We start from the raw sequence: 24,936 nt of genomic DNA, 5'->3' as shown, positions 1-24,936 counted from the left end.
CTTGTTATTTAGACGGCTTGAAGGCATCTTTGTTTTCTAAAAATACGTTGTAAGCCATATGCGCAGCTTCTGTAAAGGCCCTTGAGCTTATGGTTGCACCTGTTAAGGCATCCACTTCTCCACCATCTTTTTTAACCATTATGTTGAAAGTGTTAGGGTTTTTGTTTCTGAATTGTTGCAGAAAACTTTCGTCTTTCATTTTTGTGCCTAAGCCAGGTGTTTCTTTCTGCTCCAAAACCGCAATGTTTCTAATGGAACCATCTGGTTTAAATCCAACCATAATTTTAACGAGTCCACTAAACCCTTTTTCAGAAAAACCAGTTACTGCGGCTCCAACAAATTCTTCATTATTATAAGCAGGATAAACTTCTATGCTATCGGTTGCAGTTTCCAATTTTACTTTTTTTAGATCTTTAACAGGGTTGTTATTGAACTCGGGCAGCACTTGTTTTATGGCGTTTATTTTTTTTTCTAGTTTGGCTTTGGCTTTTGGTTCAATGGTTAAATCATTTACAAAGCCTAATGCAAAACCAGATATGAGTGTGATCAATAAAAGAGACACGGTCATATTTAAGAATGTTGATTCTTTCTTGCTCATAATTACACGATTTTAGCTTTTATTTTAGAACCAAATCTTCGTGGTTTAAAATATTTGTTAATTAAAGGAACAAAAGCGTTCATGATTAAAATGGCAAACGAAATGCCTTCGGGATAAGCTCCAAAAAGTCTAATTAAAACCGTTATTACGCCAATGCCAATGGCGAAAACAGCCATGCCTTTTTTTGTCATGGGACTCGTAACCAAATCGGTTGCCATATAAAAGGCTCCTAAAATGGCGCCACCAGATAAAATATGGATAAGTGGATTGGCATATTGTTCTGGATTAACTGTCCAAAAAACACCTGTAAAAAAGGCCATAGTGGCCAGAAGGATTACCGGGATATGCCATGAAATAACTTTTCTAACAATTAAATATATACCACCAAGCAATAAGGCTAACGCCGACATTTCTCCTAAAGAACCACTTGTTACACCAAACAGCATATCCATAGCAGAAGGAATTTTTGCGCTAATTTCAGTCATGGTTTTGCCTGCCATTAGCCCTTCTTTTATGGTGCCCAAAGAGGTGGCTCCAGTTACAGCATCAACTAAAGAGGTGTTGTTTTCAACGGCTGTGGGCCACATAGTCATTTGTACCGGGAATGAAACGAGTAAAAACACGCGCCCCACCAATGCCGGATTAAAAATGTTAAAGCCCAGGCCGCCAAACGATAATTTGCCAATACCTATGGCCACCAAACCACCAACAATAACCATCCAAATAGGGAGGCTTGAAGGTAAGTTGAATGCCAACAAAACACCTGTAAGTAACGCAGAACCATCACCCACAGTTACTTCAGCTTTAAAAAGATATTTTTGAATTAAATATTCGAATAAAATACATGACGAAATGGCAACAGTTGTTACAATCAAGGCGCTGGGTCCAAACACATATATAGAAACCAAAAATGCAGGTATTAATGCGATGACAACGTCATACATAAGCTTTTTTGAAGTCCTATCGGAGTGGACATGCGGCGAGGCAGATACTATAATTGGTTGAGCGCTCATATCTAGTTTTTGGAAGTGTTTAGTTTTTTAACAATATTTTTTCCAAACCTTATGTAATCGAGTAATGGACGGTGAGAAGGGCAAACATAACTGCAAGAACCACACTCAATACAGGTCATTATATCTTCGTATGATGCTTTTTCATACATGCCTTTTTCAGAAAGATTCATGAGCAAATGAGGTTCTAGTCCCATTGGGCAAACATTAATGCACTCACTACAGCGGATACAGTTTTTGGGTTCGCCTCGGCTAGCTTCGTCTTCCGAAATAACTAAAATCCCAGAAGTTCCTTTGGTAACGGGTACATCCAAGTTTTTTATGGCTTTACCCATCATTGGGCCTCCGTTAACTATTTTTCTTGTGCCTTCGGGCAAACCGCCTACTTCTTCTACTAGGTCTTTAATAGGTGTTCCAATTTTCACCCAATAATTCGACGCATTTTCTAGTTTTTTCCCAGTAACTGTTACGACACGTTCAATTAAAGGTTTGTCGTGTTGAATGGCTTGGTAAATGGAAAAAACAGTCCCGACATTATGTACGATAACACCAACGTCAAGAGGTAATCCATTTTTTGGAACTTCTCTTTTTAAAATGGCATGGATTAATTGCTTTTCGCCACCTTGGGGATATTTTACTTGTAATGCCGCTACTTTAATGGTATGGTCGTTTTTGGTAAGGTTTTTAAAGAGCTTGATGGCATCCTTTTTGTTGTTTTCAATACCAATAACAGCTTTGTTAAGGTTTAAAGCTTTGAGCAATATTTTAATGCCAACGACTATTTCTTTGGCTTTTTCGAGCATTAATCGGTGGTCGGCTGTTAAATAAGGCTCACATTCTACACCATTAATAATAAGGTGGTCTAATTTGGCCCCTTCTTTAACATGCAATTTTACATGTGAAGGAAATGTGGCTCCACCAAGACCGACAATACCAAAATCGTTTATTTTTTGAAGAATATCTTTGGCATCCGCTTCAATTTCGGTTTTTAAAGGATATTCAACCTCCTCAAAATTAGATTCGTTTTTTTGGTCGGTTCTGATGACAATGCATTGTTTTTTATAGCCGCTGGTATCAATAATCATATCCAGTTTCGTGACGGTTCCCGCTACTGGGGAATGGATGTTTGATGATACAAACCCACCAGATTTTGCGATGACTTGGCCAATTTCAACTTTATCTTTTTGGTTTACTATTATTTCTGAAGGAATACCAATATGTTGAGCTATGGGTACATAAACCACTTTGGGCACTGGCATTTTTTTAATGCCTTTTGAAGAGGTTATCTTGTTTTCTGGGGGATGAATACCGCCTTTTGGAAATGTTTTAAGCATCTGTTTTTGAGTTTTTGGGTTGTACATTTGCTTCGGCAACAGCTACTTTATCTTTTTTTGGCACTTTTACTTTTTTCGGTGGAAAATTAGTTTCTATGATGGAATTTGTTGGACAGACTGCAACACATTTTCTACATAAGGTACACAATTCAGCATCTATATACGCTAAATTATTTTCCATAGTAATAGCGTCTTTGGGGCAAATATCATCACATTTAGAGCATCCAATGCATGCCACTTCACATGCTTTTTTAGCTATTCCTGCCTTATCTTCATTTAGGCAACCAACAAAAATTTTTAGGTCACGCTTATTACGGGGGCGCATTTCTATAATATCTCTGGGGCAAGCTTTAACACAGGCACCGCAGGAGGTACATTTATCTGTAATAATTACAGGTAAACCAGTGGAATCATCTATATACATGGCTTCAAAGTCGCAAACAGTAACACAATCGCCATCACCTAAACAACCGTATTGACAATCGGTTTCTCCACTGTAGACCATGGCAGATATTGCGCAAGATCTTGGGCCTTGGTATTCTGTGGTTTTAGGGCGTACATCACAACCTCCTTGGCATAGCATTACGGCTACAGTAGGGTCTTGTTCTGCTACTTCCTTGCCTAAAATTTCAGAAACCTGCTTCATAACATCGTTACCCCCAACAGGGCAGAATAGGTCTGAAATATCTTCCGATGCCACAAGTTTTTCAGCAAAGGCCTTACAACCAGGCGACCCACACCCACCACAATTGGCTGCAGGCAATATTTCGTCAACTTCAGTAATTAGGGGGTCTTCATAAACGTAAAACTTCTTGGAAACTACGTAAAGAACAACGGCTGCAATAACTCCTAAGGAAGCTAATAACAAAACACTATTTAATATTGAAACGGTCATGCTCAACTTTGTTTTAATATTGAAATTTTAAAAACACTTTTAAAATTGTTTTTAAGGTAATAGAGAGTTAAGTAATATGGCAATAACACCAAAATAGATAGTACTCCTGCTACCCATTCAGTTAAAAAAGTAGAAGCAATTATTAAGGTGAAAAGCATTAATAAGAAGGGGAAAACATAAGCCCAAAACACGGCTTTAAAGCCCAAAGTTTTTTTCAGTACAACCTGTACTTGTTCATTAACTTTAAAAGGGTCTTTTGCATTATATACAATGACCTCTTTTGTTACAGACTCTGAAATACCACATGATGCTTTTGCTTTGCACGATTCGCAGTGTATGTTTTGTTCTAAGGTAACAATAACAGATTCTCCAGAAATTTTAGAAATAACACCAGAATGAACAAAAGTGTCCTTATTTTTTATTTGAGTTTCCACAGCTACTAGATAGTTACATCAAATTACTTGGTTAAAGTACTATAATCAGCATTCGAATTTTATGATTTATGTCAGGAATTGTTATTGTTTTAAAAAATATACTTAAATTTATTAAAGGGAAATAGTGTGTAAAGGTTTGTTTTATAAAGAATTAAATTTTAAAACCTATTAATCCTATAAGATTTATAGGGAAATAATTTGATAATAGTAAATTATGTTTTATTTTTGCCCAGATTTTTAAAAAATCACTGAGCATATACACTTAAAGTTTTTAAACAATAGCGGTAGGATGGACATTAAAGTAAACATTACAGATAGGGACGGAGTGAAACATGAAATTTTGGCGCCAACTGATATGGCTATGAACCTTATGGAAGTTGTTCGTTCGTATGAGCTTGCTCCAGAAGGAACTATTGGAATTTGTGGTGGTATGGCTATGTGCGCGTCATGCCAATGTTACGTTTTAAGCAATCATGATTTGCCTGAAATGAGCGATGATGAGGATGCGATGTTGGCCGAAGCTTTCGATGTAAAGGATAACAGCCGATTGGGGTGTCAAATTCAAATGACACCTGAAATGGAGGGGCTTGAAGTAGAACTTGCTCCTGAAAGTTAAGCCGTTTTGTAGTCAATTAGTCGTCGAGGCCCCCTCAATAACACTCTAACTATTTGCAGTATGCCATTGTCTTTTGTGGCAATTTACCACTTAATTAATGAGATTTTACCATTTTCAATTTCAATACCGCTTATACTTCTGGGGTGAACACAGCTGCCGTCGTTAAAAAAAACAATATCCCCTGGTTCTGGAAATCGTGGCCGGTGGGTATGACCAACAATAGCTAGTAGATTGTTATTTTCTGTAATCCAGTGCTTTGTTCTACGTTCAACTTTAGTGAGCTCTTTGTAGTTTTTTGCAGGGCTTGTAGGGGCTGAAATTCCCATAACGTTTAATGGTTTCCAAAGTATTTGCACCATAAAACGGCTCCATTTCCAAAACAGAAAATTCCACCAATCGGCTTGATGGCCGTGAGTTAAAAACACTTCTTGGCCCGTTACACCGTGTTTTAAAATGACGACTTATTGTAGGTAATATCTTTAAAAAGTTCTTCGTCTTGTCCTGTTTTTGGATCGAAATAAGAAGATAAGTTTTCTTTACATAATTAGGATCGAGATAAGCCATATCGTGGTTGCCCCATATCATGTGTAGCTTTTTGTCCTTATGAAAGAGTTTCATGAGCATGTACACGTTTTATGGGCGCTAAGAATGGATTCAAACGATAAATTTTCTAAAGTTCATCGCCATCGTCAAGTTCGCAATACTGAAAGCCTTCAGCGTAATAATGTTTTAAGGCATGAAAATAAATATTGCGGTTATTGGCAAAATCGTTAGCAAAACTATTGTCTCCGCGGTGGCAGTCGCTAAATAAAATGAATTTGCTGTCGTCGTCAAAATCAATAACTTTTTCATTTTTATAAGCGTTATCCAGTATTTTTTTAGATGAAAACATACAAAGTAAATGTAAACAAAAAAGCGTTTCAAAACGAAACGCTTTTATTGATTTTAGCAGTGCTTATTTAGACTAATCCAGCATCATACTAAAATTTGAAATTAGTCACCATATTTATTTTCGGTACAAGGGGTCTGCACCTATTGTGCCCACTAAACCTTTGAGATATTCTTCAGATTTTACTCTGTTGTATAACTGTTGGACATTTTCCAAACGTTGTTTTATGTTCATTTCGGCAACTAAGTTGTCATTATTAGGGTCTGCTACAAAGGCTTCTAAATAATCAATTTGGTCGCCGTAGTATTTAATGTCTTTTTGTTGTTTTAATGCCAATCGTTCTTTGTACCAATCGGCATCTAAAACATAGTCTCTGTCAAAATACTTTCGTAATTCGGGGTCGCTAATGCTTTTGCCTTCATAATTTCCATAAGCCATAATGTGCAACAGTATTTTTAAAGGCGGTATGGCGGCATCAATACTGCCATCTTCAAAATAGTTAAGGGCAACTTTTTGTTGAGCTTCAACAATGTTGTTTATACCATCAACATAATCTTCAATACCTTGCAATTCTGGTTTTAGCATTCTTTCGTTAAATACCGCTGTTGGTTCATCGAACAACCTGTTTAAGCATAACAAAGCAAAAGTTTTGGTGATTCTGTAACCCAGTCTACTTGCTAGTATGGTTTTGCCCTCGTACTCGAAATCTTCTATTTTTTCTAACGAGCCATTGGAAATTAGGTTATTAGGGTCTCTGTCTTCGGGAGCCATTCTGGCCCAAATCTCAGGAATTAATAAACTAACATCGTGGTCTATCTTGTTTTCGGCACCAATGTATCCTGCGGCCGTGCTAAATCCATTAGATTCCGTTAAAATATGCGATAACAAAGCATTGTTTAGATCTGTTGTTGGTGTTAACATATTAAACGGTGCTTTAGTTAAGGCACCTTCTGTTCCTGCTCCCGTTGTTGATGGCGATTTACCTGTTAAGCTACAGATGAAATCCATAAACAATTCGGGCGTTTCTTGGTAATGTATAGGGTTATAAACAGCTAGAGGTCTAATGCCTGCTTCTTTGTCAACTGGGTTGTTTCTTCTTCCTGGTAAAACGGCATTGACAACGTGAATTACAGGGTCGTCCAACTTTATTTTTCGTTTTAAACGAACACCCATATCTGAGATATAAGACGCTTCAGTTTCGTTATAAAACCTATTAGGTTCTAAATAACGTGGGTTTTTGGTTGGTAAACCGTCTTCTACAATCCTTGGATGCGAAGGTAGCACGAACTGTACATCGTCGTCATCATTTTTTATAATATCTTCAATAAAGTCTTTTACAGGTTGTGTGTACTTGTCAAAGTTTATAGTGTCCTCATAGATTTCAATTGCATCTTTTTTAGTTAGCATTTCATAATTTGTTAAAAACCTGCCATCTGAAATAATATCTAATTCGGCGCCTTTATCATAACCTCTAACAATGGCTTCATCTGGCCTTTGGAACAAATGGGCCTCGCAATTTGTTAGCACTTTTACACTTTTGTTGGGGTATTCCGGGTTTAACGCTTTAAACTTATTTCTGGGAAGCGTAATTGACGCTGTGATGTCATCTTCGGTTTGAATTTTTTCACAAGCTGAAAAGTCCGAACGCAATTTATTCAGCATCCAGTTGCCTTGTTGGTTAAACCCTATTCTAACATAACTACCTACCACAGGTGTGTGGTTGTATAGTAGCGCTGTACCTTTATCACCATTGATAATATCAACAGTCATCATATCTTTCCAGTTAAGGTTGGCGCCATGGGCTTGCCTAAACAAGCGTTTAACAAATAGTACTAACGAGCGTACGTGTACTGGGATGTTTCTTAGCCATTCGTTGAATTCATCAGAGTTCTCTTCTGAAGGGGTTAGTAGTTTTACAACAGAGCCCAATGTTCTTTTTTCACTTAACAAAGACCTTGATTTCGGTCTGTTGGGGTCTTTGTCTTTCCATCTGGTAGAGTAGTTAAATTCTATGATTTCATCGGCTTTCTTGAAGTCTTCTTCTATATCATGAATGTTAAACACACTATAGGTAATGGCATTTTGCATGGATTTTGAAATTTCTGACTTCCCACCTCCAGAAACGGTACAGGGTTTATGGCAAAATACACCTTCTGGGTAGGTTTCAATCATGCGCCATAAATTGATGGATTTATGTTTTTCTAATCTTAGTTTGTTACCTGATGGATGGATGTAGGTTTTAAAAGGCGATAATTTTAATTTTTGTTCTTTGCCTTTATGGTTCCAAGTAATGCTGTTGGTATTTGTATTGAAATAAGACGACTCAGGGATGTAAACGATGTTCGGATATTTTTTGTCTATGGCATAGTTTTCTGGTTTTACTTCAATGCGGTCTCCTAATAGGTTTTTTACATCTTCAAAAGTGTGGTCTAGCCCGTAATATTGGTTGTAATCATTACAGTTTACGGTATCGCCCATAACACGTCTGGCATAAGCGATGGCGCCACCCGCATGCTCTTCTTCAGCTAAGCCGTAAAGGTTTGCAGAGTAACTTATCTGGGTTTTGATTTCTTTTTTGGAGTAACCATAATAGTTGTCTGCAATGAGTGTAACAACAACGCCTCTGTCATCTCGGCATGTAATTTTAAAAGCGCCTCCGTCGTTGTAGAGCTCGTTTTCATCTGTCCAGCACATACCATCTTTTTTCTGGCGGTCTGTAGCATCTTTGAAATGAGGAAGGCCAACATCTTTCTTTTTAAGTTTTAAGAGCTGTGGGGCAAGAATGATACAGCCGGTATGGCCGGTCCAATGTTCGGGGTCTAGTGCGGCATCATTATGAGCTAAATTAGGGTTGCCCGCATTACCAAAAATATTTTCAACAAAGTCTAAATTACTCACTAATGATCCGGGCGCGAAAAAACGTACCTCGAGTGATTTTTCTGCAATAACACCTTTTACTTCGGGGCACACTACGGGTCTTAGAAGCATTGAAACCATCGTTTTGGCTCGTTTCTCTTGGCTCGAAGTAAATGGAAGTGTATTAAGCTCTTCTGAAGGTTTAAAGGCAGCATTTAAAAAATGAGCCAAAACCACTTTAGGGACTTCTTTTTTGTCTAGAGGTACTGGAAGCGGCCCCTCAACAATGTGGAAGGTGCCTTTGGTGGTTCTTTTATCATGTAAAGGGTTGTTTAAAATACCTTGTTTTAACCGTTTAGAATTGACCAAATCACTTTCAAAAGAATCACCATCGGGCGGTAAGCTAGCTTCTCTGGCTTGCCCTTTTTTAGACAGTATTAAAGTGTCGTTAGGTAGTTTGTACGATTTGTTTACCTCAATATCTTTTAAATAATCGTCTATAAAATTTTGGATTCTAGAGTCGGCAGGCGATAAATGGTCGGCCAATAGTCTCGACTTTTCCCTTAAGCTCATTATAAGCGGTCGGGTGGTCTTTTCAAATTCAGGGTCGCAAAATTTTTCTTTGCTGTCATTTTTATCCCTGAAAATTGGTTGCCCAATGGCTGCTAATTGTAAATTAATAAATTGAATGATGTCTTTTCTTGTTTCTGGCGTTGTTGCGTTGTCCACTTTATGATTGTATTAAGTTCTTAATGTTTTCCTTGTTTAGATGCTTTTGAAAAGTCAAATTTAAGGACTGATAAAATAAAAAAAACTGTCGAATGTCATATTACTGGTATAATTTTTAAGAAAACGTTTGCGAGGAATAAATTAATTGAGACTATTTAAATGCATTTAAACCTGTGATATCCAATCCGGTTATCAGTAAGTGAATATCGTGCGTGCCTTCGTAGGTAATAACGCTTTCTAAATTCATCATATGCCTCATAATGCTGTATTCGCCTGTAATGCCCATACCTCCCAATATCTGTCTGGCCTCTCGAGCAATGGTAATGGCCATATCAACATTGTTGCGCTTTGCCATCGATATTTGTGCTGAGGTCGCTTTGTTTTCGTTACGTAGAAGACCTAATCGCCATGTTAATAATTGTGCCTTAGTGATTTCGGTAATCATTTCGGCCAATTTTTTTTGTTGCAATTGAAACTGCCCAATGGGTTTTCCAAATTGTTGGCGTTGTTGGCTATAGCGTAATGCGGTATCATAACAATCCATAGCAGCACCAATTGCGCCCCAAGCAATGCCATAACGCGCAGAATCTAAACAGCCCAAAGGTGCGCCTAGTCCAGATTTCTCTGGAAGAAGATTTTCTTTGGGGATTTTTACATTATCGAAAATAAGCTCACCGGTGGCCGATGCTCGCAACGACCATTTATTATGGGTTTCTGGAGTTGAGAAACCTTCCATCCCACGTTCAACCAAAAGCCCATGGATACGTTCGTTTTCATCTTTGGCCCATACAACGGAAACATCTGCAAAAGGGGCGTTGCTAATCCACATTTTGGCTCCATTTAATAAGTAATAATCGCCTTTGTCTTTAAAATTGGTGACCATACCGCCTGGGTTGCTCCCATGGTCAGGTTCTGTTAGTCCAAAACAACCCATCCATTCGCCCGCCGCCAATTTGGGTAAATATTTTTGGCGTTGTGCCTCGGTGCCATATTTCCAAATGGGATACATTACCAATGAGGATTGTACAGATGCTGTACTGCGAATGCCCGAGTCGCCCCGTTCAATTTCCTGCATAATTAAGCCATACGAAATCTGGTCCATCCCAGCGCCGCCGTATTCTGTTGGGATATAAGGGCCAAATGCTCCAATTTCAGCCAGTCCTTTTATTACTTGTGTTGGAAATTCTGCTCTCTGGGCATAATCTTCAATAATAGGAGATACTTCTTTTTTAACCCAATCGCGCGTTGCACTACGTACTAGTTTGTGCTCTTCGGTTAGTAGTTCGTCTAAATTATAATAGTCTGGAGCTTGAAATAAGTCTGGCTTCATTAAGATTAATTTAAGTTATTTTTAAGAAAATAATCAATAAACCGGAGTTATTTTTATAGATTTATCATTATTTGTTCTCAAATTTAAATAATCTTTATTGATTAAATTACATTTTTAAATAGAAATCTTTGGTTAAATTAATGTAATCTTCGGTGTATTGGTGCCTTGAAGTTTCGATAACTAATAGTTCAAATTTTACATCACTTTTCTGGAATGAAAATTCAATTAAACTTCGTTTTTTTTCTGAAGTAGGTGTGCCCATAACATGTAAAATTCGATTAGTAAATAGGTTGAGTTCTAAAGCTATTTTAATAAACCGTCCTTCTTCTTTATATGGAATGACAACCGAAAAAACACCGTTTTCCGAAAGTAATTTTGCAGCACTTTCAATTAAATGTTGAAAGGGCATGGCATCCTGGAACCTAGCCATTGTGCGCTGTTTGTTTTCTGCTTGATAGTTTTCAGAATAAAATGGCGGATTGCTTATAATCAAATCGTATTTATCTTCAATTTCATCGGCAAACTCTTCAAGCGATGCATGGTAACAAAAAAGGCGGTCGCTCCAAGGCGATTGCTCAAAATTATCTACACATTGTTCGTAGGCGTTACTATCAATTTCTAAAGCATCAATAATTTCAGCATGGCAACGTTGGGCTAGCATAAGCGATAAAACACCAGTGCCGGCCCCAATGTCTAACACGGAAAATGGATGTTGGTTTACAGAGGCCCAAGCTCCAAGTAAAACGCCGTCTGTTCCAACTTTCATGGCACATCTACTTTGGTTTATGCTAAATTCTTTAAAAGAAAAAATTGATTTCGACATGGGTTTATGCAATTTAAAATAAAAAGCTAATAAACGTTAAAATGTATTAAATTTTAAAAAACAGTGTTAAAATCTACGTTTTTTGTAGACTTTATTTTAGCTTAGTTACGTATATAAAATATAATTGAAGATAGAAATGGCTCAGGGAATAAAGATAATGAGAAATAAAGAGAAAATATTCAACAAGTTAAATGATTTGATGTTAACGAATCAAGCGCTTGAAAATATTTATGATGAAGCTGCTAAGGCTTCAGAAAATGAGGCACTCAGAATTTTTTTCAATGACCGCAAAGCGGAGCGCAGAAGCTATAATCAAGATTTGTTGGCAGAAGTAGAAAAGTTTAATGATAATACCGCGTTACCTCAAAAACTAGGAACCGAAGCTTATAAACTTTCTATGGGTTTTAGAAGCATTATTTTTTTAAAAGACCACAACCAAATTGTTAGAGAAGTTTGTAGGGTAAAACAGTTAACCATTAATAAATACAATGCTTTACTTAGCGAACTCAATTTGCCTCTTTCGCTTTGTAAGTCACTTTCCGAACAACGGGATAGTGTTATGTCGCATATGAATGCCGTAACACGATTAGAGCACCTCATTACGCAAGAAGCTTAGAAGTATTTTTTTGGTGAGTGTTTTTTTATAGTGCGTACTTCATTCCATGCTTTTGGGTGAAAGAAAAGATTTAAATTAAAAAAATAGATTAAGTTGTTGATTTTATGTTAATTATTGACTAATTTAATGAGCTCAACACTTTAGTATAGTCTGTTTTTTAAACCTATAATTCCCCAAAACGATGAAAAATTCAAATCCAACTATTGCTCAATTAAATGAACTTTTAGCCATTAATTATGAAGCTGAAAAAGTCTATTTACATGCTTTAAATCAAGTTGAAAGCGAAGATTTAAAACATTTTTTTAGGGCCATGGCCTTTGAAAGACATGAGTTTTGTAGGTTTCTCGGGGCCGAAATCATTCAAAAAGGAGGCCACCCAGAATATATAGATCAATCTAAAGGAGGGGTTAAAATCTGGGATAAGTTTAAACAAGTTATTTCCAAAAAAGATGAGTCTGCTCTTTTTAACGAAGTTTGTAAAATTAAAACATGGAGCGTCAAGAAGTATAACTCAGCTTTAAAAAAATTCAGGTTCCCCGAAAATATTTCGCAACTTATAAAAAATCAGAGAGATACAATTGAAAGCAGCCTGCGTTCGATGCAACTTGGTAATAGATTAATTGCCTAAAGCAAAAACATACTCAGTAGAGGTTGTCCAAAAAGATGTCATTCTTAGCATTTAGGCTTATGCCTGTATCGAGCGACGTCGAAATACTCAAGACAGGCGACGTAAATGAATCTATAAAAATCAAGTTGCTGGTTACGAGATTACTTCGAAATTAAAATTTCTCGTAATGATATTTCCTTAATGCTTTAAGGATATCTTGTTTTTATAAATACAGGTCAATCAAACCTTCTGGAGTTTTAACAAGAATGGTTTTGCTGGCTCTGTCTACTTTAACAATAAACTCATCGTTCATCGGGATTAAGATTTCCGTGCCATTTCTGTCTACCTCAAAAAGAGCCTGTGCTGTAGAATCGTTAATAGCAGTAATTTTACCTACTTCTCCGTAATTAACATCTTTAATGGTAAAATTGATGACCTCATGGTAATAAAATTTATTGCCTTCTAGCTTTGGTAATAATTCTAAAGGCAGGAACAGGTTGCTTTTCATAATGGCATCGGCATCGGCTTCGTTGTCAACGTCTTCAAATTTTAAGCGAAGCAAATCTGATTTGTGCAATTGTGATTTTTCTATGAAAAAGGGGACGAGGTTGTTTTTTAGTTCTAAAAAGATGGCATCCAGGTTTTCGTAAAGTTCGGGTTGGTCAGTGTCGAGTTTGGCTAAAATCTCACCTTTAAAACTGTATTTTTTTACGATTTTCCCTAGGTAAAAGCAATCTTCTTTTTTCATTGAATTAGATGTTTTCTATTTCCGAAAAGTCGGAAATCTCATAGTTTTAAAGCGTATGGATTTTGGGTTTCCCGTTTCCATGGAAATTGTTAGGCCCATTTCCGAAAAGAAAAGGATTAAACAAAAAACTCCGATAGTTGCCCATCGGAGTTTAAAAGTATAAAAAATAAATTTTTATTCTTCTTCGTTTGTTGCTTCAGCTTCTGCAGCAGGAGCTTCCTCTTCGGCAGCTTCTTCTTCAACAGCAGGGGTTTGAGCAGCAATTCTGGCTTCGTTAACGGCTTTTTCAGCAGCTAGGGCTTCAGCTTTAGCTTTAGCTTCTGCTTCTGATAAACCTTCGGCTTTAGCTTGAATTTTTGCTTCTTTTTCTTCTAACCAAGCTTTGAATTTTTCTTCAGCTTGCTCTTCGGTTAAAGCACCTTTTTTAACACCACCTGCAAGATGATTTTTCAATAGCGCACCTTTGAAAGACAAAATAGCTTTAGCAGTGTCTGTTGGTTGTGCTCCATTTTGTAACCATTTTACAGCACCATCAAGGTTTAAATCAATAGTTGCTGGGTTAGTGTTTGGGTTGTAAGCACCTAATTTTTCAAGGTATTTACCATCTCTTTTTGCGCGCGAATCTGCGGCTACGATCCAGTAGTAAGGTTTTCCTTTTTTACCGTGACGTTGTAATCTAATTTTTACTGGCATAATAATTAATTATTTGAGGTTCTCGACCTCGGTTATTAATGAGGGCGCAAAGATACTCTATTATTTTTAATAAACCATGCTTTTTTAAAATGAAATTTAAGGCTTTTGACCTTGAAAACTAAAACAATAAGCACACGGGCGTTGGTGATTTTATGTCATGTAAAAAAGATAGCGTCCCATGAGCTTTGTTTATTTTAAAGACCGAGATGTTATTGCTACGGCGGTTGGCAACCAAAAGAAAGTTTCCAGTAGGGTCTAAAGTGAAGTTGCGCGGCCAGTTACCCTCAACGTTAATGTTCTGTATTTTCTTGATTTTTCCGTTTCGAGTGTTTCTTTTAAAAACAGCGATGGAATTTTCGCCGCGGTTAGAACCGTATAAAAAACGCTCGTCTTTTGATAGGTGAATGTCTGCACAAGAGTTTTTTCCTTTGTAGTTATCACTTAGAGTAGAATCGTGGTCAATTTTTTTGAATCCTTTTTTGGTTTTTTTTACCGAGGTAATGGAGCTGCCGTATTCGTTGATGATATAAATAAATTTTCCGTTTTTGCTAATCGAAAAATGACGTGGACCAGGATTGCCTGCCATGTCAACAATTTTAGAGCTGACGAGTTGGTATGTATTATTTTCTAATGTGTATTGGTATAGAGCATTTCTGCCTAAATCGGCAACAAACATGTCATCGCTATAAAAATGTGCCGAATGTGCGTGTGATTTTTCAGTTTCTGCGTTATGATTAAAAATTTGTGAAGCTTCGCTTAAACTACCATCGTTAGTAATATTGTAAATAACAACCGTACCACCGTTATAGTTTGAAATAACAACTTTGGTGGCCGATGCATTAACCGCGATATGGCAGGGCGATTTACCGTGGCTGTTTTGTGTATTAAGCAGTATTAGTGAGCCATCGGTGTTAATTTTATAGGCGGCAACATAATCGGGCCTTTCCGAGTCTGAAGAACGATTTACCGAATACATAAATCTCCTGTTGGGCGAATAGGTTATAAAATTAGGGCTTTCGATAGCAACGGCTAAAACTTGATTATTTAATTCTCCTGTTTCGGTGTTGAACTGATATCGATAAATCCCCTGTGCATCTTCGTTGGTAAAAGTGCCTACGTATAGTGGAATGTTTTGAGCAGCAACAGTTGCTAAATTAATTAGTGTGAGAAGAACGACTAAATGCAGTTTCATAAAAGGATTGGGTGTTTTTTCAAAAATATAACTTTTAAATTGATTTAAAGAGTGCTTATATTGTTTAAAACTCATAACAACTTCACTCCAAAAAAGTACAAATTCTATGTATTTTTATAAACTCATTTCCGACAAACAAAACACAGAAAATAACATAGCACATGTACTTAATTTTTGATACCGAAACCACAGGATTGCCAAAACGTTGGGATGCCCCAATAACCGATGTAGATAACTGGCCTCGGTGTATTCAAATTGCATGGCAGTTGCACGATGCTATGGGGAATTGCATTGAAAGTCAAGATTTTTTGGTAAAGCCTGAAGGATTCAATATTCCTTTTGATGCTGAAAAAATACATGGTATTTCAACCGAATTGGCTGAAGAACAAGGGGTGCCATTAATTGACGTACTACAAAAATTCAATGCTGCTTTAGCGAAAACCAAATTTGTGGTGGGGCAAAATGTAAAGTTTGATTTGAATATTATGGGGGCCGAGTTTGTGCGGGAAAATGTTGAAAACCCTTTGCAGGAACTCCCTGTTTTAGATACCTGTACCGAGCATACTGCGCAATTATGCCAAATACCAGGTGGTCGTGGCGGAAAATTTAAATTGCCAACACTTACCGAGCTGCACGAATATTTGTTTAATGAGCCTTTTGCCGAAGCACATAATGCCACTGCGGATGTGGAAGCGACAACGCGTTGTTTTTTAGAGCTGGTTCGTTTAGGTGAGTACACTAAAGAAGAGTTGGATGTTGAACCTGATTATTTCAAAAATTTCAAGGAAGCCAACCCATCCGAAATACAACTTATAGGGCTAAAGCACATCAATCTAAAACGTGAAAGTGCCAAAATCCGTGAGCGATTAAAAAAGGCTGAAAGCAGGCAGATTTCTTCCGAAGAAATCAAACAAAACCGTTCCGATTTAGCGGAAGTTGAGTTTGCACATTTGCATAACCATTCGCAATTTTCGGTGTTGCAATCTACTATGAGTGTGGCCGATTTGGTTAGTGCCGCTGCCGAACACAATATGCCAGCTGTAGCCTTAACCGATCATGCCAACATGATGGGAGCGTTTCATTTTGTGAATGCCGTAAGCAACCACAATAAAGGCATTCAAGCAAAGATTGAAGCTGCCAAAGCATCAGGTGAAACCGTTACGGCCAAAGAAATAAAACCTATTGTGGGCTGTGAGTTTTTTGTTTGTGAAGACCATACCGATAAAACCCGAAAAGACAACGGCTACCAAATTGTGCTGTTGGCCAAAAATAAAAATGGTTATCATAATTTGGCGAAACTGTCGTCGCATGCCTTTGTCGATGGATTTTACTACGTACCTCGAATTGATAAAAAACTCATCCAACAATATAAAGAGGATATCATGGTGCTTACCGGAAATTTATACGGTGAAGTGCCTAGCAAAGTATTAAATGTCGGCGAAAACCAAGCCGAAGAAGCCCTGTTGTGGTGGAAGGAGGAATTTGGCGACGATTTGTACGTTGAATTGATGCGCCACAACCAAGAGGATGAAAACCGTGTTAACCCGACGTTGATTAGCTTGGCCCAGAAACATGATGTAAAAATTGTAGCCACCAACAATACCTATTACCAAAAGCAGGAAGACGCCAATGCACACGATATTTTGTTGTGTGTAAAAGATGGTGAAAAGCAATCCACCCCCATTGGTCGCGGACGTGGTTACCGTTACGGTTTACCCAATCAGGAGTATTATTTTAAATCTTCTGAAGACATGAAAAAATTGTTTCAAGATATTCCTGAGGCGATTTTTAATGTTCAGGAAATTATTGATAAAGTCGAACCTTTTGTATTGGCGCGCGACGTGTTGTTGCCTGCTTTCAACATCCCCGATGAATTTAAGCACGAAGAAGATTTGGTTGACGGCGGCAAGCGTGGTGAAAATGCCTATTTACGCCATTTAACTTACGAAGGCGCCAAAAAACGCTATGGCGAACCGCTTACGACAGAAGTTACCGAAAGGCTCGATTTCGAGCTCAGCGTTATTGAAAACACAGGATATCCCGGCTATTTTTTGATTGTTGAAGATTTTATCCGGGAAGCCCGAAATATGGATGTTTCGGTGGGGCCAGGACGTGGTTCGGCAGCAGGTTCGGTAGTAGCCTATTGCCTCTGGATTACCAACATTGATCCAATGATGTACGACCTGCTTTTTGAGCGGTTTTTGAATCCCGATCGAGTTAGTATGCCCGATATCGATATCGATTTTGATGACGAAGGCCGAAGCCGCGTGATGGATTATGTGATTGAAAAATATGGCGCGAATCAAGTGGCACAGATCATCACCTATGGTACCATGGCCGCGAAATCATCCATTCGTGATACTGCACGTGTGTTGGACTTACCCCTGTTTGATGCCGATAGGATAGCAAAGCTCATTCCTAATATGTCTAAACTGAATAAGATTTTTGGTTTGGACGAAAAAGAATTGGGCAAAAAATTTAGGTCTGAAGATGTAGAGAAAATCAACGAGCTTTTAAATATTGCCGATGGCAGCGATTTACAGGCCGAAACGGTGAACCTGGCTAAAGTATTAGAGGGTTCGGTGCGAAATACAGGTATTCACGCCTGTGGGGTTATTATAACGCCCGACGATATTACCAAATTCGTGCCCGTTTCCGTAGCCAAAGATTCCGATTTGTACGTTACCCAGTTTGATAACTCGGTCGTGGAATCGGCCGGGCTTCTAAAAATGGATTTCTTAGGACTCAAAACACTCACCCTAATTAAAGACACCGTTAAAATTGTAAAAGCCAAACATGGTATTCAATTAGATCCCGAAACCTTTCCGCTTGACGATGAAGAAACTTATGCGCTGTTCCAACGGGGTGAAACGGTTGGGGTGTTCCAGTACGAATCGCCTGGCATGCAAAAGCATCTTCGCGATTTAAAGCCTACGGTTTTTGAAGACCTCATTGCCATGAATGCCTTGTACCGTCCGGGGCCTATGGAATACATTCCGAGTTTCGTCCGCAGAAAGCACGGTGAAGAAGACATTGAGTACGATTTGCCTGCGATGGAAGAGTACCTCCAAGAAACTTATGGTATTACGGTGTATCAAGAGCAGGTGATGTTACTCTCGCAAAAATTGGCCGATTTTACAAAAGGTGAAGCCGACGTTCTGCGTAAAGCGATGGGTAAGAAGCAAATTGCCGTACTGGCAAAAATGAAACCCAAGTTTATCGAACAGGCCAGTGCGAATGGACATGATGCGAAAATTCTGGAAAAAGTTTGGAAAGATTGGGAAGCTTTTGCGAGCTATGCCTTCAATAAATCACACTCTACCTGTTATGCTTGGATTGCTTACCAAACGGCTTATTTAAAAGCTCACTATCCAGCGGAATATATGGCGGCTGTGCTTTCCAATAATATGAACGATATCAAGCAGGTCACGTTCTTTATGGAAGAGTGTAAGCGTATGAAACTAGACGTTCTCGGGCCTGATGTTAATGAAAGTTACTATAAATTCTCGGTAAATAAAGATGGTGCGGTTCGCTTTGGAATGGGGGCCATTAAGGGGGTTGGCCATGGCGCAGTGATGACCATTGTTGAAAATAGAAAGGAAGGCGGGCATTATAAATCCATTTTCGATTTAGCTAAACGTATCGATTTGCGTGCAGCCAATAAAAAAGCTTTTGAAAACTTAGCTTTAGCAGGTGGTTTCGATAGTTTTGGCGAAACCCATCGTGCACAATATTTTCATGATGAAGGCGATGGTATTACCTTTTTGGAAAAAGCCATTAAATACGCCCAAAAGCATAAAGAAAATGAAAACTCGGCACAAGTCAGTTTGTTTGGCGATGCCAGTGAAGTACAAATAGCCGAGCCCGAAGTGCCGCCGTGTGAAGAGTGGGGCACCATGGAAAAACTCAGTAAAGAGCGCGAAGTAGTTGGTGTTTATATTTCTGGACATCCCCTGGATGATTTTAAACTCGAAATGAAAACCTTCTGCAATGCCAAAGTAGGCATGTTTAATAATTTGGAGCCTTACGTGAATCGAGAACTTGTTTTTGGTGGAGTGGTTACCGATGTGCAGCACCGTGTTAGTAAACAGGGTAAAGGTTGGGCATTGTTCACTATTGAAGATTACACTGATAGTTACGAATTCCGAATTTTTGGTGAAGAATATTTAAAATTCCGACATTTTTTAATGAAGAATAATTTTGTGTTCGTAAAAACGTTTGTGCGCGAAGGTTGGATAAATAAAGACACCGGCAAGCGCAGCGACCCCAGACTGCAGTTCAATAACTTCCAGTTGTTACACGATGTTATGGAGCAGTATGCTAAAAAACTATCCATACAGGTTGATATTAATGATTTAAGCGAACAGAAAATAGTTGCACTTAAAGAGCTCATTAGTCTTCATCCGGGTAGCAAAGCACTAAATTTTGTGGTTTACGATACCAAGGAAAAAATGAAGTTGCATATGCCTAGCAGAAGGCAAAAAGTAAAAGTTAGTCAGGAATTAATTAACGAACTTCAGGCTCAAGACGTCATGTTTAAGTTGAAATAACTTCGTCATTCCGAGGAGTTACGTGGCAATGTTGAAATTTAGTTCTGATAAAAAGATGGCCACACTTAATTGTGCTTAATGCAGGCTGCTACTTCCTCGTAAGGAATTTTTTTATTGGTTAATTCTTAACCTCAAACTCCGGGCAATCAATTCTAATTTCGGTATTTAGCAATTCCTTTTCCATCAAATTGCAAAAATGGCCGTCTTTAAATTTTTTATAAAATTTACAAGCGTAGCATGTGAGTTGTACGGTTAAAATCCCAATTTGGTTGAGTTTATAAATAAGTTGGCTCAACGTTTCAAAAGTGCTTTCTAGTGCATTTTCATTAATGTTTTCCAATTGGGTTTTTAGTGGCTGAGCAAAGTTTTCGGTTTCGGAAACGATGTTTTTTCCTGTTTCGGTTAATTGGATGGCATAGCTTCTGCTATCGGAGGAAGCCGATACTTTTTCAATCAATTGCTTTTTTACCAAAACCCTTACAGCATCACTAATGGTGGGTTTAGTAACGTTGAATTCTTTTGCTAAATGGCTCACATTACAAAACTCTAAGTTATGATAATGGATAAAAATGAGAATTTGAATTTGGATAGGGCTTAAGCCCAATAACTTAGCTTTTTCCCAAAGTAAGACTTTAAAAACCTCTGAAATACGCTCTAAACCAGCCACAATTTTGCTGGGTACGTTTTGCTGCTGAAAATCTGGATTGAAAATGCTATTGTACATAATTAAAGAGGCTGTCTAAAAAGTAACTAACAAACGCATTACGAGAAATTTTTATTTCGAAGTAATCTGACAACCAACTTTTGATTTATAAAGATTCCTTCTCTTCGTTCGGAATGACGACTTTTTAGACAGCTTCAAAGTTAGTTATCCTAACTAATAAAAATTTACGGTTAATTATTTTGATAAATTTTCTGTTTTCAGTTTAAAATGGAGGTGTTACTTCTTGTTGACCAAATCCATTAAATTAACATCGTTGCCCAATAAAATGTCGTTGGAATTAATACGTCCGTTCATGCTGTCATTTTCCAATTTTAAAACACCACGTGGGCAAACGGCCGAACAAATACCACACCCCACACAACTGGAGCGCACAATGTTTTCACCTTTTTGAGCATAGGCGCGAACGTCAATGCCCATCTCGCAATATACCGAGCAGTTTCCACAAGAAATACATTGTCCGCCATTGGTAGTAATCCTAAATTTTGAAAACATCCTTTGCTGAAAACCGAGAATAGCAGCCATGGGGCATCCAAAGCGACACCACACCCTGTTTCCAAAAATGGGATAAAACCCCGTGCCAATCACCCCTGAGAAAATAGCACCAATTAAAAACGCATATGAAGACCGTAGTGTTTCAGCTTTAAATAAAAACAGTTTAGTTTCAGAACTGAACAGATGAATAGCGACGAGTGCCATAATAATTGCAAAATAGCCAATGGCACCATATTTGGCATCTTTACCCAATTCATGGCGTTTAAAAACCATGGTGAGCACAAAAATTAGGGTTAAAAAACTAGCAACCGAATACAAAAGGACATCTCGCGTTAGCCAATATTTTTTGGGGTTATAACCCAAATAGGTATAGATTACGGCTGTGGTCATTAACACCACAAAAACCAAAACACTGTGTATTACCCAGCGCTCCACGTTCCAGGCAAAAAGCCGTTTGTCACTTAAATGTCTGAAGGGGTCGCCAGCAGTTTCTGCCAATCCGCCACAGCCGCAAACCCAAGAGCAATACCAACGTTTTCCATATTTATAAGTGAGAATGGGTGTGATGACAAAAATAGATAGTATTCCAAAAATGAGCATGGCCAAACCAATAGTTCCCGAATTAATAAATGCATTTACCCGATACTGTTCAAAATTGTAATAATTGAGTGGCCAGATGTTTTTAAGGTCGTAATAGGGTAAATCGGAGTTCATAACATACATGAATTCCGGTATTAAAAAAGCAAACGCCAATTGAAAGAACATCACAGAAATGGTTCGGAGTTGCTCGTAACGATTATGTCGATATTTCAACAAAAATTTATATCCAAAAATTAAAATAGCCACTGTATAAAGCGTTCCGTAAACGAACCATTGGCTTGCCGGACGACCGCTAAGTAATTCGCTCAAGGGGTCGAATAGTGCAATGAGTCCTTTGTTGGGTTCATCGGTAGGGGTCTGTCCCAAATATTTAGGATAAAAATACAATACAATGTAAAAGCAGGTTAAGACGATGCCCAAAATCCAAGCCATAACACCTCGTGAGGAAATGGATTTAAACCAAGCAGCATCGTTTTTTATGCCTTCGGATTTTGATAAATAAAGATTGTTTGAAAAAATAATAGTACCAACAGAAATAAGCCCCAACGAAAGCATCAAAAATAAACTTTTGTTGGGAAAGTTTAAGCCAAATAGGGCCAAGGCCAAAATGAATAAACCAACACTACCTAGAAAAACAGCAATTTTTTGCTTGGTGGATAGATGATGTATTTCGGGTTTGGTTAATGCCATTTCTTAAGTGGGATTATTATTTGATTATACAGATAGTGTTGTTTGTACTTGTTTGTTGTAAGCGGATAAAATCTCTTGTTCGTAGGGGGTGTAAAATTCAGGGTCGAAATTGGCTACTGCTAAATTTTGCACAACGAAATCAATATCGCGTTTCTCATTAAGCCATGTATTGAAAGTTTCGTGCCTCATTCGGATACCAAATGTGTTTATGCCCAAAAAAACTTTGGTGTTTTTATTATAGGCTACGGTAATGCATTTAGTGTCGTCGTTATGTTTCCAATGAAAATGGGTTTCGTAATCGGGCTTTCCTTTTTTGCCGTGCACCCAGCCGTAGGTTTGGTATTCAATATCGAAAAATTTGGCTGAATTGAACCAATGCCCTGGATTATAAGGCAAGCGGTTGCCACAAATGATTTGTGCCACAACTTCGCCCATCATACGACCCGTGTACCAAACGGCTTCAATAGGACGTCTGTTCCCAATGGCTTCATGTTGTTCGGCACAATCACCAATGGCATAAACATTTTTAATATTGGTTTCTAAAAAACGATTTACTTTTACGCCTTTGCCTGTCTCTATTTTACTTGACTTTAAAAAATCAATGTTTGGTGATACCCCTGCAGTTAACCCTACCATATCGCATGCAATTTCTTCATCGGTTTCTTCGAAAATTACCGATTTTACTTTTCCGTTTTCATCAGATTTGATTTCCTTTAAGTTGGTGCTCAAGCGCAAGTCAATATGATGGTTTTTTATATGTCGATTAATCATTTCACTTTCACCGTCGGGCAAAACACTGTTCCAAAAACTGGATTCACGAACCAAAAACGTCACAGGAATGTTACGCGAACTAAGCATTTCGGCCAATTCGATACCAATAAGTCCACCACCAACAATGACGGCGCGTTTGCACACTTGGTTATTGGGCGCATATGTTTCTAAATTTTCCAAATCTTGTTTGTGGTAAAATCCTATAACGCCCTTTAAATCTTGGCCCGGCCAGCCAAATTTGTTGGGTTTGCTGCCTGAGGCAATAATGAGCTTATCATATTGCAGCGTATCACCTTCAGAAAAATATAAGGTTTTTGTTGAGGTATCAACAGTATTCACATAAGCTTTCTTCAGCTCGATTCTATTTTTTTTCCAAAACCAATTTTCGTAGGGTTGGGTGTGTTCAAATGTCATATGCCCCATGTAAACGTACATGAGCGCAGTGCGTGAAAAGAAATATTCGGTTTCGGTAGAAATAATCGTAATTTTTTTATTGGACAATTTCCTAATGTGTCGTGCTGCCGTTACACCCGAAATACCATTGCCAATAATTACAATATGTTCTTCCATATTTTGTTGATTATGTTCTTATAGGTCGATGTTAAAGGTAATAACTTATTTTTTAGTCTTAAATTTAGAATGACAATAAATAAACTCTTTTTTGAGAGAAACAAACAGCTTTTAAAGCTGAGGTTTATGTTTAATTTGTAAGGTTGTTAATGCTTGAGTCGACTGAAACGACATTCTAACTAATCTAAACAACTTCGCATGAGGCATTTAATTACCCTGTTTCTTTTTTTAGTGGGTTTCTGTATTGGGTTTTCGCAAGACAATAGGCAATCAAATCAACAAAGTAACATTCAGACTTACACGCCGTCCAAATTGTTAAAAAAAGGCCAGTGGGATATTAAATGGTTTAATAATTTATACACTGAAACTGAAGATTTATTCGGAGACAATGGTACAAAGCGAAGTATTCCAAGAAACACATTCTTTACTTCAACCATAGATGTTTTTTCAGGTATTTCGGATAATAATAATTTTAACATAGGTGTGTTGTTGGAATTTCGTTCTAATGTAGTTAGTGGGCGAAATACTTTCGACGTGTTTAAATTTGATGGTGCATCAAATTCTGCACGTTCTGGTTTTACATCTATTGCTCCAGCGATAAAGTTCAACCCAATAAAAACCATTTCAAACTTTACGGTTCAAACGGCATTTCATATTCCTTTGATAGATAATGAGGTTGAAAACGGGGTATATTTGGATCAAAAAGGGTTTATTCTTCAAAACCGATTTTTTTACGATTACAGTTTTGCCAATGGCGATTGGCAATTGTTTTCTGAATTGAATACCGAGCTAAACTTCGGAAAAAAAGAAAATAGCTTTGCCAATAATAGTTTAAGGCTAACGCCAGGGGTATTTTTGAGTTATTTTCCAAGTTCCAAGTTTACGGTATTGGCGTTGGTGCAGCACGCACAACTTTTGGATTTAGGGAATAATTTTTCACAAGATTTTACGGCCGTTGGTGGTGGTGCCAAATATCAACTGAATTCGGTTTTAAATATTGAGGCCTTGTATACTAATTTTATTCGTGGTACAAGCACAGGGCTAGGGCAAACTTTTAACTTAGGACTTAGAGCATTATTTTAACAATTTTATGCTAAATTAGAAGTGTGAATTTATTCCGTTTTTATGACTAAATTTTTGCCTCTACTGCTTATTCTGGCTTTTCAGTT

Annotated in this window: 19 protein-coding genes and 1 pseudogene; 5 read left to right on the top strand and 15 right to left on the bottom strand. The window is 37.8% G+C overall.

Features of this window, described 5'->3' with window-relative positions; all coding sequences use genetic code 11:
- Positions 1–4 precede the first annotated feature (4 nt).
- From GSB9_01799 to GSB9_01795, 5 genes are read right to left on the bottom strand one after another with little or no spacing between them, the layout of a single operon-like run.
- A complete protein-coding gene (locus GSB9_01799) occupies positions 5–598 on the bottom strand; it encodes an RnfABCDGE type electron transport complex subunit G (protein UKM65236.1) in 594 nt (197 codons plus the stop codon).
- A gap of 2 nt (positions 599–600) precedes the next feature.
- Complete coding sequence (locus GSB9_01798) at positions 601–1,611, bottom strand: RnfABCDGE type electron transport complex subunit D (GenBank protein ID UKM65235.1); 1,011 nt, start codon at positions 1,609–1,611, stop codon at positions 601–603.
- Positions 1,612–1,613: 2 nt separating this feature from the next.
- Positions 1,614–2,942 (bottom strand): electron transport complex subunit RsxC, encoded by a 1,329-nt coding sequence (gene rsxC / locus GSB9_01797; GenBank protein UKM65234.1) that lies wholly within the window; start codon positions 2,940–2,942, stop codon positions 1,614–1,616.
- On the bottom strand, positions 2,935–3,837 hold the full coding sequence (locus GSB9_01796; GenBank protein UKM65233.1) for a Fe-S cluster domain-containing protein: 903 nt from the start codon (positions 3,835–3,837) through the stop codon (positions 2,935–2,937). The genes rsxC and GSB9_01796 overlap by 8 nt, the downstream gene beginning before the upstream one ends.
- Before the next feature lie 2 nt (positions 3,838–3,839).
- Positions 3,840–4,271, bottom strand: coding sequence for a SoxR reducing system RseC family protein (locus GSB9_01795; protein UKM65232.1), 432 nt, complete (start codon positions 4,269–4,271; stop codon positions 3,840–3,842).
- 289 nt (positions 4,272–4,560) lie between these two features.
- Here GSB9_01795 and GSB9_01794 point away from each other — a divergent pair, with 289 nt between their 5' ends.
- Entirely contained in the window at positions 4,561–4,887 is a 327-nt protein-coding gene (locus GSB9_01794; protein UKM65231.1) for a 2Fe-2S iron-sulfur cluster-binding protein, read from the top strand.
- Here GSB9_01794 and GSB9_03315 read toward each other — a convergent pair.
- The 4 genes and pseudogenes from GSB9_03315 to GSB9_01789 form a co-directional block, all read right to left on the bottom strand.
- Positions 4,884–5,779 (bottom strand): annotated as a pseudogene (locus GSB9_03315) (metallophosphoesterase family protein). The gene GSB9_01794 and the pseudogene GSB9_03315 sit on opposite strands and share 4 nt — an antisense overlap.
- 114 nt (positions 5,780–5,893) lie before the next feature.
- Positions 5,894–9,361, bottom strand: a complete 3,468-nt coding sequence (locus GSB9_01791; protein ID UKM65228.1) for a hypothetical protein — start codon at positions 9,359–9,361, stop codon at positions 5,894–5,896.
- 151 nt (positions 9,362–9,512) lie between these two features.
- Positions 9,513–10,691: an acyl-CoA dehydrogenase family protein gene (locus GSB9_01790; protein UKM65227.1), complete on the bottom strand. Its 1,179-nt coding sequence runs from the start codon at positions 10,689–10,691 to the stop codon at positions 9,513–9,515.
- A gap of 106 nt (positions 10,692–10,797) precedes the next feature.
- The gene (locus GSB9_01789) at positions 10,798–11,514 is read right to left on the bottom strand and encodes a methyltransferase (protein ID UKM65226.1); all 717 of its coding nucleotides are present in this window, start codon (positions 11,512–11,514) and stop codon (positions 10,798–10,800) included.
- A 199-nt stretch (positions 11,515–11,713) separates the two neighbouring features.
- On the opposite strand from GSB9_01789, the gene GSB9_01788 reads away from it, so the two are divergent.
- Positions 11,714–12,130: a PA2169 family four-helix-bundle protein gene (locus GSB9_01788; protein ID UKM65225.2), complete on the top strand. Its 417-nt coding sequence runs from the start codon at positions 11,714–11,716 to the stop codon at positions 12,128–12,130.
- 181 nt (positions 12,131–12,311) lie between these two features.
- Positions 12,312–12,758, top strand: a complete 447-nt coding sequence (locus GSB9_01787) for a PA2169 family four-helix-bundle protein (protein ID UKM65224.1) — start codon at positions 12,312–12,314, stop codon at positions 12,756–12,758.
- Positions 12,759–12,960: 202 nt separating this feature from the next.
- On the opposite strand, the gene rimM is transcribed toward GSB9_01787, so the two are convergent.
- The 3 genes from rimM to GSB9_01784 all read right to left on the bottom strand — a co-directional run bounded on the left by rimM (position 12,961) and on the right by GSB9_01784 (position 15,370).
- Entirely contained in the window at positions 12,961–13,485 is a 525-nt protein-coding gene (gene rimM / locus GSB9_01786; protein UKM65223.1) for a ribosome maturation factor RimM, read from the bottom strand.
- A gap of 174 nt (positions 13,486–13,659) precedes the next feature.
- Positions 13,660–14,178 carry a 30S ribosomal protein S16 gene (locus GSB9_01785; GenBank protein ID UKM65222.1) on the bottom strand — a complete coding sequence of 173 codons (519 nt, stop codon included), beginning with the start codon at positions 14,176–14,178 and terminating at the stop codon, positions 13,660–13,662.
- A gap of 118 nt (positions 14,179–14,296) precedes the next feature.
- Positions 14,297–15,370: a lactonase family protein gene (locus tag GSB9_01784; GenBank protein ID UKM65221.2), complete on the bottom strand. Its 1,074-nt coding sequence runs from the start codon at positions 15,368–15,370 to the stop codon at positions 14,297–14,299.
- A gap of 161 nt (positions 15,371–15,531) precedes the next feature.
- On the opposite strand from GSB9_01784, the gene dnaE reads away from it, so the two are divergent.
- A complete protein-coding gene (dnaE, locus tag GSB9_01783) occupies positions 15,532–19,920 on the top strand; it encodes a DNA polymerase III subunit alpha (GenBank protein UKM65220.1) in 4,389 nt (1,462 codons plus the stop codon).
- 118 nt (positions 19,921–20,038) lie between these two features.
- Here the strand turns inward: dnaE and GSB9_01782 are convergent, their stop codons facing one another.
- From GSB9_01782 to GSB9_01780, 3 genes are all read right to left on the bottom strand, one after another.
- On the bottom strand, positions 20,039–20,644 hold the full coding sequence (locus GSB9_01782) for a MarR family transcriptional regulator (protein UKM65219.1): 606 nt from the start codon (positions 20,642–20,644) through the stop codon (positions 20,039–20,041).
- Between the two features lie 216 nt (positions 20,645–20,860).
- A complete protein-coding gene (locus tag GSB9_01781; protein ID UKM65218.1) occupies positions 20,861–22,426 on the bottom strand; it encodes a 4Fe-4S binding protein in 1,566 nt (521 codons plus the stop codon).
- Between the two features lie 24 nt (positions 22,427–22,450).
- On the bottom strand, positions 22,451–23,767 hold the full coding sequence (locus tag GSB9_01780) for an NAD(P)/FAD-dependent oxidoreductase (GenBank protein ID UKM65217.1): 1,317 nt from the start codon (positions 23,765–23,767) through the stop codon (positions 22,451–22,453).
- Positions 23,768–23,965: 198 nt separating this feature from the next.
- Here GSB9_01780 and GSB9_01779 point away from each other — a divergent pair, with 198 nt between their 5' ends.
- Complete coding sequence (locus GSB9_01779) at positions 23,966–24,850, top strand: hypothetical protein (GenBank protein ID UKM65216.1); 885 nt, start codon at positions 23,966–23,968, stop codon at positions 24,848–24,850.
- Positions 24,851–24,936 lie beyond the last annotated feature (86 nt).

This window comes from Flavobacteriaceae bacterium GSB9, assembly GCA_022749295.1.
Classification (GTDB): Bacteria; Bacteroidota; Bacteroidia; order Flavobacteriales; family Flavobacteriaceae; genus Flavisericum.
The sequence above is the reverse complement of the archived record's forward strand: the minus strand, read 5'-3'. Positions and strand labels throughout refer to the sequence as shown.

Coding starts and splice junctions, on each gene's coding strand:
- GSB9_01799 (UKM65236.1), bottom strand. CDS start 598: ATGAGCAAGAAAGAATCAACATTCTTAAATATGACCGTGTCTCTTTTA.
- GSB9_01798 (UKM65235.1), bottom strand. CDS start 1,611: ATGAGCGCTCAACCAATTATAGTATCTGCCTCGCCGCATGTCCACTCC.
- rsxC (UKM65234.1), bottom strand. CDS start 2,942: ATGCTTAAAACATTTCCAAAAGGCGGTATTCATCCCCCAGAAAACAAG.
- GSB9_01796 (UKM65233.1), bottom strand. CDS start 3,837: ATGACCGTTTCAATATTAAATAGTGTTTTGTTATTAGCTTCCTTAGGA.
- GSB9_01794 (UKM65231.1), top strand. CDS start 4,561: ATGGACATTAAAGTAAACATTACAGATAGGGACGGAGTGAAACATGAA.
- GSB9_01790 (UKM65227.1), bottom strand. CDS start 10,691: ATGAAGCCAGACTTATTTCAAGCTCCAGACTATTATAATTTAGACGAA.
- GSB9_01789 (UKM65226.1), bottom strand. CDS start 11,514: ATGTCGAAATCAATTTTTTCTTTTAAAGAATTTAGCATAAACCAAAGT.
- GSB9_01788 (UKM65225.2), top strand. CDS start 11,714: ATGTTAACGAATCAAGCGCTTGAAAATATTTATGATGAAGCTGCTAAG.
- GSB9_01787 (UKM65224.1), top strand. CDS start 12,312: ATGAAAAATTCAAATCCAACTATTGCTCAATTAAATGAACTTTTAGCC.
- rimM (UKM65223.1), bottom strand. CDS start 13,485: ATGAAAAAAGAAGATTGCTTTTACCTAGGGAAAATCGTAAAAAAATAC.
- GSB9_01785 (UKM65222.1), bottom strand. CDS start 14,178: ATGCCAGTAAAAATTAGATTACAACGTCACGGTAAAAAAGGAAAACCT.
- GSB9_01784 (UKM65221.2), bottom strand. CDS start 15,370: ATGAAACTGCATTTAGTCGTTCTTCTCACACTAATTAATTTAGCAACT.
- dnaE (UKM65220.1), top strand. CDS start 15,532: ATGTACTTAATTTTTGATACCGAAACCACAGGATTGCCAAAACGTTGG.
- GSB9_01782 (UKM65219.1), bottom strand. CDS start 20,644: ATGTACAATAGCATTTTCAATCCAGATTTTCAGCAGCAAAACGTACCC.
- GSB9_01781 (UKM65218.1), bottom strand. CDS start 22,426: ATGGCATTAACCAAACCCGAAATACATCATCTATCCACCAAGCAAAAA.
- GSB9_01780 (UKM65217.1), bottom strand. CDS start 23,767: ATGGAAGAACATATTGTAATTATTGGCAATGGTATTTCGGGTGTAACG.
- GSB9_01779 (UKM65216.1), top strand. CDS start 23,966: ATGAGGCATTTAATTACCCTGTTTCTTTTTTTAGTGGGTTTCTGTATT.